The organism is Leclercia sp. S52 (assembly GCF_039727615.1).
Taxonomy (GTDB): Bacteria; Pseudomonadota; Gammaproteobacteria; order Enterobacterales; family Enterobacteriaceae; genus Enterobacter; species Enterobacter adecarboxylatus_B.
The window spans coordinates 1,701,898-1,715,337 of record NZ_CP152474.1; the positions used below are offsets into that span (position 1 = coordinate 1,701,898).

The 13,440-nt window shown below is 58.6% G+C and carries 12 protein-coding genes, 1 tRNA gene and 1 pseudogene; 8 read left to right on the plus strand and 6 right to left on the minus strand.

Annotation, left to right across the window (positions count from 1 at the left end; all coding sequences use genetic code 11):
- Positions 1-10: 10 nt before the first annotated feature.
- Both AAHB66_RS08005 and AAHB66_RS08010 read right to left on the minus strand, forming a co-directional pair.
- The gene (locus AAHB66_RS08005) at positions 11-1,090 is read right to left on the minus strand and encodes an ABC transporter ATP-binding protein (RefSeq protein WP_347115798.1); all 1,080 of its coding nucleotides are present in this window, start codon (positions 1,088-1,090) and stop codon (positions 11-13) included.
- A gap of 1 nt (position 1,091) precedes the next feature.
- Positions 1,092-2,915: an iron ABC transporter permease gene (locus AAHB66_RS08010; RefSeq protein WP_347115799.1), complete on the minus strand. Its 1,824-nt coding sequence runs from the start codon at positions 2,913-2,915 to the stop codon at positions 1,092-1,094.
- 178 nt (positions 2,916-3,093) lie between these two features.
- Between AAHB66_RS08010 and AAHB66_RS08015 the strand changes: the two genes are divergently transcribed.
- Positions 3,094-3,181: transfer RNA gene (locus AAHB66_RS08015), tRNA-Ser, on the plus strand.
- A 178-nt stretch (positions 3,182-3,359) separates the two neighbouring features.
- Positions 3,360-3,806 (plus strand): transposase, encoded by a 447-nt coding sequence (locus AAHB66_RS08020; RefSeq protein ID WP_347115800.1) that lies wholly within the window; start codon positions 3,360-3,362, stop codon positions 3,804-3,806.
- Positions 3,807-3,976: 170 nt separating this feature from the next.
- On the opposite strand, the gene AAHB66_RS08025 is transcribed toward AAHB66_RS08020, so the two are convergent.
- Positions 3,977-5,080, minus strand: a complete 1,104-nt coding sequence (locus AAHB66_RS08025) for an NADH:flavin oxidoreductase/NADH oxidase (protein WP_347115801.1) — start codon at positions 5,078-5,080, stop codon at positions 3,977-3,979.
- 148 nt (positions 5,081-5,228) lie between these two features.
- Positions 5,229-6,143 carry a LysR substrate-binding domain-containing protein gene (locus tag AAHB66_RS08030; RefSeq protein ID WP_347115802.1) on the minus strand — a complete coding sequence of 305 codons (915 nt, stop codon included), beginning with the start codon at positions 6,141-6,143 and terminating at the stop codon, positions 5,229-5,231.
- A 108-nt stretch (positions 6,144-6,251) separates the two neighbouring features.
- On the opposite strand from AAHB66_RS08030, the gene AAHB66_RS08035 reads away from it, so the two are divergent.
- The 6 genes from AAHB66_RS08035 (at position 6,252) to ampC (ending at position 10,932) form a co-directional block, all read left to right on the plus strand.
- A complete protein-coding gene (locus AAHB66_RS08035) occupies positions 6,252-6,917 on the plus strand; it encodes a DsbA family oxidoreductase (protein WP_347115803.1) in 666 nt (221 codons plus the stop codon).
- 65 nt (positions 6,918-6,982) lie between these two features.
- Positions 6,983-7,816, plus strand: coding sequence for a hypothetical protein (locus AAHB66_RS08040; RefSeq protein WP_347115804.1), 834 nt, complete (start codon positions 6,983-6,985; stop codon positions 7,814-7,816).
- A gap of 16 nt (positions 7,817-7,832) precedes the next feature.
- On the plus strand, positions 7,833-8,057 hold the full coding sequence (locus tag AAHB66_RS08045) for a hypothetical protein (RefSeq protein ID WP_347115805.1): 225 nt from the start codon (positions 7,833-7,835) through the stop codon (positions 8,055-8,057).
- 211 nt (positions 8,058-8,268) lie between these two features.
- Positions 8,269-8,991, plus strand: a complete 723-nt coding sequence (cmoA, locus tag AAHB66_RS08050; RefSeq protein WP_347115806.1) for a carboxy-S-adenosyl-L-methionine synthase CmoA — start codon at positions 8,269-8,271, stop codon at positions 8,989-8,991.
- Positions 8,988-9,689, plus strand: coding sequence for an isoprenylcysteine carboxylmethyltransferase family protein (locus AAHB66_RS08055; RefSeq protein WP_347115807.1), 702 nt, complete (start codon positions 8,988-8,990; stop codon positions 9,687-9,689). The genes cmoA and AAHB66_RS08055 overlap by 4 nt, the downstream gene beginning before the upstream one ends.
- Before the next feature lie 100 nt (positions 9,690-9,789).
- The gene (ampC, locus tag AAHB66_RS08060) at positions 9,790-10,932 is read left to right on the plus strand and encodes a CMY2/MIR/ACT/EC family class C beta-lactamase (RefSeq protein WP_347115808.1); all 1,143 of its coding nucleotides are present in this window, start codon (positions 9,790-9,792) and stop codon (positions 10,930-10,932) included.
- Positions 10,933-10,961: 29 nt separating this feature from the next.
- On the opposite strand, the gene ttrR is transcribed toward ampC, so the two are convergent.
- Positions 10,962-11,549 carry a tetrathionate respiration response regulator TtrR gene (ttrR, locus tag AAHB66_RS08065; RefSeq protein WP_347116445.1) on the minus strand — a complete coding sequence of 196 codons (588 nt, stop codon included), beginning with the start codon at positions 11,547-11,549 and terminating at the stop codon, positions 10,962-10,964.
- Positions 11,540-13,280 (minus strand): annotated as a pseudogene (gene ttrS / locus AAHB66_RS08070) (tetrathionate respiration histidine kinase TtrS). The gene ttrR and the pseudogene ttrS overlap by 10 nt, the downstream one beginning before the upstream one ends.
- Positions 13,281-13,440: the final 160 nt, after the last annotated feature.

Genomic DNA, 13,440 nt, shown 5'->3' on the forward strand with positions numbered 1-13,440 from the left:
TCAATTGAGGTTAATTCGCGGTCACGTCGTGACGCAGTCCGTTGCGGTTAAAAAAGTGCAGGGACGAGGTCGGGAGCTGGCAATGCACCTGCTGACGCGCCTGCCAGCGCGGTCGCAGCTGCGTGGAGTGGAACAGCCGGTCTTCGCCCGCCACCAGCTCAATCACCCAGCTTCCGCCGGTGGGCATAATGTTATCGATGGTCATTGGAACGGCGTTGCTGCATGACTCGGCGCTCAGCACGATCTCCTCCGGACGGATGCCGCAGAGCTGGGTCTGATCGTGCAGGGTAAAGCGCCGCTGCAGATGCTGCGCCAGCTCGCTGCAGGGTTGATGAAGCGGGATCATGTTCAGGCGCGGGGTACCGATAAACTCCGCGACAAAGCGGTTGGCCGGGGTGGCGTAAATCTCATCCGGGGTGCCCACCTGCTGCATCTGCCCGGCGCTCATCACCGCAATGGTGGTGGCAAGGGTCATCGCCTCCCACTGATCGTGGCTGACAAAGACGATGGTGGTGCCAAAGGTTTCATGCAGGCGGCGCAGTTCGGCGCGCATCTCCAGGCGCAGCGTAGCGTCGAGGTTCGACAGCGGCTCGTCCAGCAGCAGTACGCCAGGATTGACCGCCAGCATGCGGGCCAGGGCCACGCGCTGCTGCTGACCGCCGGAGAGCTGCGCCGGATAGCGTTTGGCGTAATCGGCAATGCGCAGCTTTTCCATTACGTCCTGACAGCGGGCGATACGCGCTTTGGTCGGCACTTTCTGCAACCGCAGGCCGAAATCCACGTTCTGCTCGACGGTCATATGCGGCCAGAGCGCATAGCTCTGGAAGACCAGCCCGATGCCGCGTTTCTCCGGCGGCACGTACGTGCCCCGGGCGATGGAATCAACAACCCTGTCGCCGATGCTAATCTCTCCGCCGCTGGCGTGCTCGATACCGGCAATCATCCGCAGGATGGTGGTCTTGCCGCAGCCGGACGGCCCCAGCAGACACATAAACTCGCCATCCTTCACCGTCAGGTTAATGTTGTTGACCGCCGGGGCATCGCTGCCCGGGTAGGTTTTGCTGAGATTCGTTAAGTGTATAGTGGGCATCTTATTTCTCCAGACCATCAGCCAGACCGGTGCCGGTGATCTTCTGGATCATCACCGTGCCAGCCCATGAAATGAGGGCAATCATCAGCACCACGGCATTGGCCGCCTGCTGGTAGTTGTAGTCAATCAGGCGCAGGGACCAGGTGGTCAGCACGTCGGTAGCCGGGGTGGCAAGAATGACGAACAGGCTGACCCCTTTAATCCCTGAGATAAACGGCAATAAGATCCCGGTCGCCAGCGGGGCGGCCTGAATCGGAATGACGATACGGCGGAGGCGGGCAAACCAGCCGGCCCCGGCGATCCGCGCCGCTTCTTCGGCCTCTTTCCCGAGCTGGGTCATCGCCGCAATGCCGGAGCGGCTGGCGTACGGCATTTTTTCGGCAATCAGCGCGAGGATCAGGATCAGCGGGGTGCCGTACAGGGCCGGGACCGGTCCGCGCGCCACGGCAAACAGCGACAGAAAGGCGGCGGCGAAGGCAATGCCCGGCACCAGATAGGGCAGGAAGGTCAGCTGGCGCAGGACGGCGGCGGCCCAGCGGAAGTGGCAGCGCAGCACCGCGTAGCCCACCAGCAGACCCAGCACGCCGCAGGCGAGGGAGGCCGAGCCAACGATGACCAGGGTGTTCCACACCGTGTGCCAGAACTCGCGGCTCAGCAGGATCCCGTTGTGCAACGCCACGGTGTCGAGGTTGTGACCAATCCAGTAATCGAGGGTGAAGTTGTCGGCGCTGAAGCGGCCCGGAAGGATCATCACCGTCGACAGGAACAGGGTCAGGAGCGGGATCGCCACCCCCAGCAGGACGAATGCCAGCGGCAGGGCGGTCGCGGCGCTGCGCCAGCGTCCCAGACTGCGGCGGCGCTCCATCACCCCTTTGCCGCCCAGGGTCACGAAGCGTTTCGCCTCGCGCAGCATTTTCATATCCAGCAGCAGGGTCAGCATGCCCATCAGCATGATCACCGCCGCAATCACCGCCGCCACGCCGGACTGACGCGTGCCAATGGCCCGGTACAGCCCGGTAGAGAGCGTATCGAAATGCACCGGCAGGCCGAGAATATAGGGCAGGGCGAACTCGCCGATACAGTCGGCAAAAATCAGCAGGGCGGCGGAGAGCAGCGCCGGGCGGACCAGCGGGATGATAATTTTAAAAGCGATAACCCGACGGGATGCGCCGAGAACCTGGGCGCACTCCTCCATCTGGCTGTCCATGCGCTTCAGGGCGTTGCCGACAATCAGGATCACCAGCGGGGCGTAGTGCAGCACCATAATGGTCACAATCGGGAAATAGCCGTAGGCCATCCAGTTCGGGGTCTGGATCCCCATCGCCTCCAGCCATCCCGGCTGCCCGCCGATGGCATGGTTCTTGAAAATCGTGCTCCACGCCAGGGCAAAGGTCCAGGAGGGCAGCATGAAAGGCACGATAAGCAGGGTGGCAAACCACTTGCGGCCCGCGATATCGGTACGATTCACCAGCCACGCCAGAACGATCCCGACCACCAGGGCGATGGCGACGGTACTCAGCGCCACCGCCAGGGTATTGAGCAACGGCGTCCAGAGCAGGAGATCGGCCATGCGCGAGCTAAGCGTGCGCAGCAGATAGTAGGCGGTAAATGCCCCTTCGGTTGCCCCGGTGCGACCTTCATCCCCGCTCTGCACCAGCAGCGCATTCAGCAACACGGAAATGACCGGAGCCAGGATTATCCAGCTGAACAGCGCGAGCAGCAGCACCGCCAGCAGGTTGGCGGGCTCATGGCTGACAATCGACAGCGTATGGCGGAGCTTTTGCCACGCGCTGTGGCGTGGGTGGATATCAGACTGGTAAGACACGGGCTTATCCCTGGCTGTGATAGACAGTCCGGAATATATCGACGCAATGTTACATTTTTGCTAACAGTTTGCACATATGTGCAAAAAAGTGCGCAGGGTGCAAAACCGGAACATTATCAAATTCTTCACTTCTCCCCTTTACATAGCGCGCAGAGATGTTTATAGTGCGCCTCACTCTGGAAGCGTGGCCGAGCGGTTGAAGGCACCGGTCTTGAAAACCGGCGACCCGAAAGGGTTCTAGAGTTCGAATCTCTACGCTTCCGCCAAATTTAAGGCGAAATCAAAATTTACGATAACTTTTGGTTTCTCCTGCATAAAAAAAGCCCGTGAAAACGGGCTTTTTTTGTATCTAAAATCTGTACCTCTCTCACTTAGAATCTTTTCCGTTACTCATCTTTCAGGTGAGGACAAATCCCCTCTATGTTCTGCGAAGGAAGAGACTCTATGAGTAGAAAGCGTTTTACAGAGGAACAAATTGCAGATTTTCTTCGCCAGGCTAAAGAAGGCGTACCTGATAAAGCGTTGTGCGAAAAATATGCTTTCAGTATCAGTACGCTTCGACGCTGGAAAGCGCTGCATGATAGCGCTATCAGGAACAAATTAAAAAAAATGGAATCTACCGCAGCAGTCGTCTATTTGGGCATAATAGCTGTTAGCTTGCTGCTTGCGATCTTTTCTCATAAGGTCGGCGGTGTGTTATTCATATTTCTCATGCTGGGTTATTGCGTTTATTATATTGCTCAATTTCGTAGGACGTCCGGGTTATTTGTTGCAACGGATAATGTCTTTGTTTCTCGCACAGGGGTGGGTGCAAGTAATGCATTCTACTGGTTCAGCTGGATATTTGTTATTTTGTTTACGTTCTGCACGGCATATATGATTTTGCATTAATTCTTATTCCCGCGGCTGTGAGCAGAACTTGACTCTTTTTTAACTGAGCAATTGTGAGTTCTTTGGTTCGCTTCATCATTATCTTGTCTGCTATCGCAGAGTATTGGCTTTTTAATTCCTGGGCGCATGAAAAATACCCGTGATGCCACGGGTACTTGTCAGAGACAGGATCAGGACTTAAACAGATTCTTCAGCGTGTGCGGCTGACAGCGCAGATACTGATCGGGCGCATGCACCTGGGCTCCCAGCTCCGCCGCCGCATGCCACGGCCAGCGCGGGTTGTAGAGCGCGCCACGGGCAATACCAATGATATCCGCATCCCCGCTGGCGACGATGGATTCCGCATGTTCAGGGTCGGTAATTAAGCCCACCGCCACCACCGGAATATTCACGGCAGCTTTCACCGCTCTTGCCAGCGGCACCTGATAGCCAGGGTAGACCTCAATCTGCTGATCGGGATGCAGACCGCCGCTGGAGACGTGAATCGCATCCACGCCGCGAGCTTCCAGCATTTTCGAGAATTCCACGGCCTCATCAAGGTTAAATCCGCCCTCGACCCAGTCGGTCGCGGAGATACGCACGCTGATCGCTTTATCGGCAGGGAAGGCTTCCCGCACCGCGTCGACGATCTCCAGCGGGAAGCGGGCGCGGTTTTCCAGCGAGCCGCCGTAATTATCCGTGCGCTGGTTAGAGAGCGGGGATAAGAATTGATGTAGCAGGTAGCCATGCGCGGCGTGGATCTGGATCAGATCAATATTCAGTCGGGCGGCACGTTTTGCAGCCTCCGCGAACTGGTTGCGGATTTCGGCTAAGCCGTTGCTGTCGAGGGCGGTCGGGATCGTATAGCCTTCGCTGTAAGGCACCGCAGACGGGGCTAAGGTTTGCCAGCCACCCTCCTGATCGGGTGGGATTTGACCGTGCTTATCCCACGGCTTGTACGTTGAGGCTTTGCGGCCGGCGTGGGCCAGCTGGATGCCGACAGGGATATCTGACCACTTACGGATAGTCTTGAGCACCCCGGCCATCGCTTCCTCGGTTTTGTCATCATAGAGCCCGACGTCTGCGTAGGTAATGCGGCCTTCCGGGGAGACGGCTGCCGCCTCAATGGTGAGCAGGCCCGCACCGGACTGGGCGAGTTGCCCCAGATGGAGCGTGTGCCAGTCGGTCATGCAGCCCTCTTCGGCGGAATACTGGCACATGGGGGCGATCACGATACGGTTTTCGAGTTCAAGATTGCGGATACGTAACGGTGTAAACAGCTTGGGTTTAGACATACATGTCACTCCAGATTGCAGCGTTAGAAATAAAATATGGCGATTTTTATCCTTGAATATTCATCAACATACCGCACAGCCAGCGATAACAGAACCTCACCTTTACGCAAAAGTACGTTGCGTCAGACGCAATGCTGCACCATTTGCGCTATTCACTTTCCGACTCTGATGAAAGATGCGCCATCAGAAAATCGACAAACACCTTCACTTTTTTGGTGTTCCTGCGGGTGGGATGGTAGATGGCATAAATTGCGGAATCATCCTCCCCGTCGTTTACTTCCGCGCGCCATTGCGGCAGTAACCGGATCAGCTTCCCTTCCTCAATATCCTTGCCTATCAGCCAGTCAGGCAGCAGCGCGATGCCATACCCGCTCAACACCGCCTCGCGCAATATTTCCGAGTTGTTGCACTTCAGGGTGCCTTTCACATCGATAGCGACCTGGCTCTCCCCGCTGAAATACCACTTCGTTTTGCCGGACGAATAGGAAAAGATCAGGCAGTTATGGTTTTTAAGATCCCCGGGCGCATCAGGATAACCCTGCGCTTTCAGGTAATCCGGGCTGGCGCAGATGCACCGGCGCTGGGAAAGCAACTTACGGGCGATCAGGTTGGGGGAGTCGACTTTGCCCAGTCGGACAGTCAAGTCTAGCCGCTTTTCCACCAGATCGACGACTTCATCGGTAAAGGTCAGATCTAGGGAGATTAACGGATAGCGGCGAGAGAAGGGGGCCAGCAGCGGGGCGATATGCAGCCTGGAAAACGAGACCGGCAGGCTGATCCTTAACACCCCCCGGGGTTCCCCGGTCTGGTCCCGCACCTCCTGATTGGCATACTCCAGGTCGTTGAGGATCCTCACCGCGTGCTCGAAATAGACATGTCCGGCCGCCGTCAGCGCCACGCTGCGGGTCGAGCGGGTCAGCAGCTGCGTGCCCAGCACCTTCTCCAGGCCGTCAATCTGTCGGGTGACCGAAGAGGTTGCCAGGGCCAGCTTTCTCCCCGCCGGTGCAAACCCGCCCTCTTCGACGACCGTAATAAAGGCCTCAAGCGATGCCAGCATATCCATTATTACTCTCCCCAAATCGTTGCGCCTTGCGCAACTCTGTTAGCTGTTTTAACCATATTATCACCTGTAAGTAACAGTGTTAGCCTTCTCCATCCTGAGAGGTGAAACATGAAAGTCTCCATCAACGTAACATCAGATTTTATCTGTCCCTGGTGCCGGATTGCGGATGCCCGGCTGGAAAAAGTGCTGCAATCGTTACCCGAAGACGTCGAGGTCGCGGTCGACTGGCTGCCCATTGAGCTTAACCCGGGTATGCCGCTGGAGGGCATGGACCGGGTCGCCTATCGCCGCGCTAAATTCGGGAGCTGGGAATATTCACATCAGCTGGATGAGCATACCGTTGAGAAAGGGGAAACGGACGATGTCACCTTTAACTATCCTGCCATTCAACGCGTCCCCAATACCTTTGCGGCGCATCGACTGACGCAGTTTGCTCCTGCCGGAACGTCCCGAGCCCTGTTGGTAAAGCGACTGTTTCAGGCGTACTTCGAGGAGGGGAGAGATATTGGCGACCCTGATGTTCTGGCGGAGGTGGCCGGCGAGTGCGGGATGGACAAAGAGGCCGCGCGTCATTATCTGCTCAGTACCGCGGGAGAGGCGGAGGTGATCCGGCTGGAAGACCTGGCGCGGCAGGGCGATATCAACAGCGTTCCCACCTTTGATATTGCCGGTATCCGGCTGACGGGCGCCGTTCCGGTGGATCAGCTGCGCTATTACATTATGGATGCTTATCGCGACCTGCTTAAAGGTGGAGGAGTCCGCCATGATCGGTGAAATGCGCCCCAGAAAACGCGCCCTGATTATCGGCGGCTCGTTAGGGGGGATTATTTGCAGGAAACATGCTGCAGCAGGCGGGCTGGGACGTCGATATTTTCGAACGCTCGGCCCGGGATCTCGACAGCCGGGGCGGCGGCATTGTGCTGCAGCCCGAAGTGGTGGCGTTAATCCGCCGCAGCGGCATCGAACGCGACTGGGACAATCTGGGTGTGCGCTCGGCCCACAGAGTGGTCTACCGCCCGGACGGATCGGTGGAACAACGGCAGCCTGCGCCCCAGGTGCAAACCTCGTGGTCGTTGATCTATTCCCTGATGCGCTCGACGATTAGCGATATTCATTACCATAAAAACCGTGTGCTTACGGATTTAGCCTTTCCTGATAACCAGCACGTCACCGCCATTTTTGAAGATGGCGCAAGGGAGACAGGGGATCTGCTTATCGGGGCTGACGGCAACGGTTCGTTTGTCCGCACACTGCTGTGGAACGACACGCCGGAATACGCCGGGTATATTGCATGGCGCGGGCTGGTGCCGGAAAACGACATGCCCGAGCAGGCCAGACAGCAGCTTCACGGCGACTTTGCTTTCGCCAGCAACGCGGGGTCGCACATTCTGGGCTATCTGGTGCCGGGCGCGGATAACGATTTACGGCCAGGTCACCGCTTTTACAACTGGGTCTGGTACCGGGTTGTCGACGACGCGCAGCGGGAAGCGATCATGACGGGGACCGACGGTGTTGCGCGAAGCTATTCCGTGCCGGAAGGGCTGCTGGACGCACGCTGGAAGGCGCATCTTTATGCTGAAGCGAAAACTTTGCTCCCCCCCTGGTTTTCGCGACATCGTGCAGGCAACAAAGGAGCCCTTTGCCCAGGCGATACGCGATCTGGCCGTCGATAAGATGGTAAAGGGCAGGGTGATTCTACTGGGTGATGCCGCTTCTATTCCCCGGCCTCATACCGCAGCAAGCACCTCAAAAGCGGCCGCCAATGCTCTGGCGTTAGGGGATGCCCTGCGAGCCTGGCCTGATGACACGGACAGGGCCCTCTCCGAGTGGGAACAGGAGCAAATTATTCATGGTAAATATTTACGTAAAATGGGGATGAGTATGGGTGACCGACTGCTGTTTGGCCGCGCATAATCGGGATCCATGCTGCACGATCGCCATGCCACCGTGCCATGTTGGTTGACTCCACTGGCACTCTCTTCTGCCCCCGTCTATATGTTACTAAGCTTTTCTTAAGCCTGACGCCATAAACTGCATTTCAATTCTGACTAATAAAAAATTTAATTTCAGGCCCCGTCCTCTCCTGGCGGGGGAACGTTGTGATGTATTTTTACCGGAATAACTTATGACTCTGGATAAGGTGTTTGCACAGCAAAAAGAAGCCGAAGATTTTCGCTTTGATGAGCAGGTGGCAGGGGTATTTGACGATATGGTCGATCGCTCTGTGCCGTTTTATCAGGAAATACAGCGGATGGTGAGCGAACTGGCGGCGGATTTTGCCGTCCCGGGTAGCCACCTGTGCGATCTGGGGTGCGCCACCGGCACCACCCTGGCGCTGATGGACGGGGTCGTGGCGCCGGATGTCAGCTTTATCGGCATTGATAACTCTCCCGAGATGCTGGAGAGATGCCGGGCGAAATTTGAACAACGTCCTTCGGGGCGCACCCCGCACTTTCTGTGCCACGACCTGAAAGAGATGCAGCTCCCGGAAAATACCTCGGTGGTCACGATGCTGCTGACGCTGATGTTCGTGCGTCCGGTTCACCGTCGGGCGGTACTGACTTCTATCGCGCAGGCGCTGAATCCGGGCGGGGCGCTGATTCTGGTGGAGAAGGTGGTCTGCGACGCCCCCGATCTTAACCGGCGATTTATCAGGTACTACTACGACATGAAGCGGCGGCACGGGTACAGCGAACTGGAGATCAGCCAGAAGCGCGAAGCCCTGGAAAATGTGCTGATCCCCTATACGGAGAGTGAGAACCGACAGCTGCTGGCCGATGCCGGGTTCAGCCGGGTGGAGGTCTTCTTCCGCTGGTATAACTTCTGCGGCATGGTGGCGATCAAATGATGGTCTCTGTCGGCAATTTCTTATTCCGCACCCGCAACGCCCTGTTTCCCCTGCTGTACCTGACCCTCTTTGCGGGCTTTCAGCGGGTCAGCGATGCCAGTGTGATGATGCTGATCCTGGGCAGCCTGATCGCCCTGGTCGGGCAGGGGATACGTATTCTCACCGTGGGGCTGGACTATATTGTCCGTGGCGGGCGTAACAAGCGCGTCTATGCCAACGACCTGGTACAGAACGGGCTGTTCGCGCACTGCCGCAATCCGCTCTATCTCGGCAATCTGCTGATGATTGTCGGGTTTGGTGTGGCGTCGAATAACCCCTGGTATCTGGCGATCACCCTTCCGCTGTTCTTCCTGGCCTATGCCTGCATTATCGCCGCCGAAGAGCACTACCTGCTGGGGCGTTTTGGCGACGCCTACCGCCACTACTGCGCCACCACGCCGCGCCTGATGCCCCGCCTGCGCGGGCTGAGCCAGACGCTACGCACCTTCTCATTTAACTGGCGTCGGGTGGTGGTGAAAGAGTACAGCACCATCAGCATCACGCTGCTGGTGCTGGTCCTGCTGAGCGGGCGGGTGCTGAACGACTCCTCAGACGACTGGGTGCTCTCCGCCGGGCTGGTGGGGCTGATTCTGCTGGCCTGCATTGGCATTCGGGCGTTAAAGAAGTCGGGGCGACTCAGCGCGAAACCGGCACGTTAAACGTTATCCGTAAACAAGGGGGGCTGCAGGGCCCCCGTTTTACATCCCCGCGCCAGACCGGCAAAATAGTCCTCCTCACTTTTCGATAAAGATCATCCAGATGAAAAAATCTCTGCTCTGTACGCTCCTTGTCTGCCTGTCCGGCTCCGCGTTGGCCACCACGCCGGAGGAGGCGCAGGTCGCGCAGGTGGTTAACCCCACCATCACGGCGCTGATGAAGGCGCAGGCGATCCCGGGTATGGCGGTGGCAGTGGTTTATCAGGGCAAACCGTACTTCTTCACCTGGGGGCAGGCGGACGTCGCCGGGAACAGGCCCGTCACCCGCCAGACGCTGTTTGAGCTGGGCTCGGTGAGCAAAACCTTTACCGGGGTGCTGGGCGGCGATGCGGTGGCGCGCGGGGAGATTGCGCTCAGCGATCCGGCAAGTAAATACTGGACGGCGTTATCGGGCAAACAGTGGGAAGGGATCACGCTTCTGCATCTTGCGACCTACACCGCGGGCGGCCTGCCGCTGCAGGTGCCGGACAGCGTCACCGACGCCGCGGCGCTGGAAAAATACTATCAGTCCTGGCAGCCTGAGTGGGCCCCGGGTACGAAGCGTTTGTATGCCAACGCCAGTATTGGCCTGTTTGGTGCCCTGGCGGTCAAACCCTCGAAGATGGATTTCGAGCAGGCGCTCACCCGCCGGGTGCTGAAACCGCTAAACCTTAACCATACGTGGGTTACCGTCCCGGCCAGTGAACAGGCGAACTATGCCTGGGGCTATCGGGACGGCAAGGCGGTCCACGTCTCGCCGGGCATGCTGGATGCAGAAGCCTATGGGGTGAAAACCTCTATCGTCGATATGGCGGGCTGGCTGCAGGCCAACCTCCAGCCGGAAAACATTCAGAACGCGACGCTGAAAAAAGGGATGTCCATCGCCCGGTCGCGCTACTGGCAGGTGGGGGAGATGTATCAGGGCCTGGGCTGGGAGATGCTCAACTGGCCGGTGACATCCCGCACCCTGGAGCAGGGGGCAGATAATAAGTACGCCCTGGCGGCGCGCGATGTTACAGCCATCACCCCGGCGCAGCCGCCGGTGAAGGCCTCGTGGGTGCATAAGACCGGGGCGACCGGCGGGTTTGGCAGCTACATCGCCTTTATTCCTGAAAAGCACCTCGGCATTGTGATGCTGGCGAATAAAAATTACCCCAACCCGGAACGGGTGAAGGCGGCGTATCGCATTCTCGACGCGTTGCAGTAAATTCAGGGGCCTGCTCCGGCAGGCCTTTTTTATGCCCCTGAACGGTTAATCTGCATCACCAGCTCCGCCATACTCTTCGCGTCCATTTTCTCCATTACCCGCGCCCGATGAACTTCCACCGTGCGGAGCGCGATATGCATTTTCAGCGCAATATCTTTATTCATCAGGCCGGCGGCGACGCAGTGTGCCACCTCTTTCTCTTTTGGCGTCAGCGTGGCGTAGCGCAGCCGGAGATCGTTGGTCTGCGTCAGGCGCGCCGAGTGGGCAAACCCTTTCTCAATGGCCGCCTTCAGCGCCCCGGCGGCGACAGGTTTCTGTAAAAAATCGACCGCGCCAGACTGGATCTCCTGGACGGCCATCGGCACGTCGCCGTGCCCGGTGAGGAAGATCACCGCCAGGGTGCTGTGAGCTTCGCGCATGGCCTGAAATAACGCATGCCCGTCCATCTCCGGCATCCGCATATCCAGCAATGCGACGCCCGTTGTGTCTAGCGGGGCTTCGTGCAGAAACTGCTCACTCTTGTTCCAGCACCGGACGCTGTGGCCCAGGCTCTCGAGTAAATAACTGCAGGCGCTGGTAACTGCCTCGTCGTCGTCAACCAGGTGAATCATTGCGATTTTCCGTTGTTCTCATCAGTGGGGAAGGTGAGGGTCACGCGTACCCCCTCGCTGCCGTCCGGCGCGCGGTGGTTGTGCACGCTGATATCGCCATCGACGCCACGCAGCAGCCGCTGGCAGATGACCAGCCCCAGCCCCATGCCGGTTTTTTTGCCGGAATGGAAAGGGCGGAACAGGTCAGAGAGCTGCTCTGCGGGGATGCCGCCAGCATCGTCCTGCAGGACAATCTGGTACTGCTGATCATCAGGGTGGAGGTCTATCCACAGGTTGCTGGCCCCCGCCTGAACCGCGTTCAAAATAATATTCGCCAGCACCTGCTCCAGTACCACCGGGGGGCAGAAAGAGCAGGACGCTCTGGTGGCTGTTGAGATAAACGCTCAGGCCGGGCGCGGCCTTATCCAGCTGCAGAAGGGTCAGCACCTGCCTCAGGGTCCCGGCAACATCGCAAGGGGTGTAATTTTCCGTCGCAGGTTCAGTCTGCCGCGCCGGGTTGGCCCACTCCCGCAGGTGGCGGATAATCAACCCGCAGCGTTCGGCCTGTGATTCGATATTGATCAGCGCCTTCTCGACTGCGCCACGTTTTTCAGCCCCTGACAGATGGTTCAGCCCGCCCTGGGCATACATGCGGATGGCCGCCAGCGGCTGGTTAAGCTCATGGGCAAAGCCGGAGGCCATCTCCCCCAGCATGTTCATCTGCCGGGCCTGCTCCAGGGCCTGCTGCTGGGCGCGCAGCTGGCTGTTTGCCTGCTCCAGCGCTTTGCCGCGGCGATTCACCAGCACCATCACCCAGCCATAGTTGGCGATGAACAGCGCCACCAGCAGTAAACACAGCCCGATAGCCAGCCGGTGCTGGCGCACCCAGTCGATTATCGTCTGTCCAATCCGCTGCTGTTCCGGGTGGCGATTAAGTTCGCGCAGCAGGGCTTCGGTGTCGCTGGTGGAGGTAGGGGCACCCCAGCGGGGAGAACTCAGCAGGGCCCGGGTCACCGCATCCGCCACCCGATCGTCCACGCCGGGCAGCGCGGCAAATGACCAGTCAGGATAGAGCGGGGTGCTGGTCAGGCAGTGCCAGGCGACGTTTTTTTGCAGCAGCACGCGAAACTGGCTTTTGTCGATCAGCCCCTCGCTGTCCATGCTCTCAAGTAAACAGACCGGCACGATGGCGGCCTGGATAGCGTCCTCACGCAGCAGATAGAGCAGGGCATCGGCCGGAAAGCCGACAAAGCGCACCTTGCTTTCATCCACCTGCAGCCCGGCATCCCGCAGCGCCCGGTAGCCGAGCAGATAGCCGCCGAAGGCCTGCGCATCCACCGCACCCAGCGTTTTTCCGGTCAGATCCTGTGGACGGGTAATGCCGCTGGCATCTCTGACCACAATGGCGCTGCCGGTGGTCATGCTCTCCACGGTGTCGCCCTGCCCGGAGCGCAACGACGACAGCCAGCGCAGATGATAGTGGCTGTTGAGTTGCACAAACTGCCCCGGGTTGGTCAGCACAAACTGGATGTTGCCCTGGTTCACCGCCTCGCGCATGCCGTCGAGATCCAGCGGCAGCAGGCGGAAGTGGGCGCCGGGCACGGCGTGATTGAGCGAGTCGACCAGCGGTTGCCAATGGGTGCGGGTGGCGGTTTCACCGCGTAAGGCCAGGATGCCGATGGTCCAGTCGGCTGCCCGCAGCGGGGAGGTGAGGCCGGTAAGGATCAGGAACAAAAGGATTTTTACGCTGCGCTCCATGCAATACCTGCCCCTTTCTTTTGCGTTAGATCAAGCCCGTCGGGTTTATGTGGTTAACCACAATAGTGAGCGACCCGGCCAGATTTTTAGACTGTAAATAACCACATTTGGTCAGGTAATACCATCCCTGATCGTTTTCTTACGGGCACTGAGTGGAGGG

Coding starts and splice junctions, on each gene's coding strand:
- AAHB66_RS08005 (WP_347115798.1), bottom strand. CDS start 1,090: ATGCCCACTATACACTTAACGAATCTCAGCAAAACCTACCCGGGCAGC.
- AAHB66_RS08020 (WP_347115800.1), top strand. CDS start 3,360: ATGAGTAGAAAGCGTTTTACAGAGGAACAAATTGCAGATTTTCTTCGC.
- AAHB66_RS08025 (WP_347115801.1), bottom strand. CDS start 5,080: ATGTCTAAACCCAAGCTGTTTACACCGTTACGTATCCGCAATCTTGAA.
- AAHB66_RS08030 (WP_347115802.1), bottom strand. CDS start 6,143: ATGGATATGCTGGCATCGCTTGAGGCCTTTATTACGGTCGTCGAAGAG.
- AAHB66_RS08035 (WP_347115803.1), top strand. CDS start 6,252: ATGAAAGTCTCCATCAACGTAACATCAGATTTTATCTGTCCCTGGTGC.
- AAHB66_RS08040 (WP_347115804.1), top strand. CDS start 6,983: ATGCTGCAGCAGGCGGGCTGGGACGTCGATATTTTCGAACGCTCGGCC.
- cmoA (WP_347115806.1), top strand. CDS start 8,269: ATGACTCTGGATAAGGTGTTTGCACAGCAAAAAGAAGCCGAAGATTTT.
- AAHB66_RS08055 (WP_347115807.1), top strand. CDS start 8,988: ATGATGGTCTCTGTCGGCAATTTCTTATTCCGCACCCGCAACGCCCTG.
- ampC (WP_347115808.1), top strand. CDS start 9,790: ATGAAAAAATCTCTGCTCTGTACGCTCCTTGTCTGCCTGTCCGGCTCC.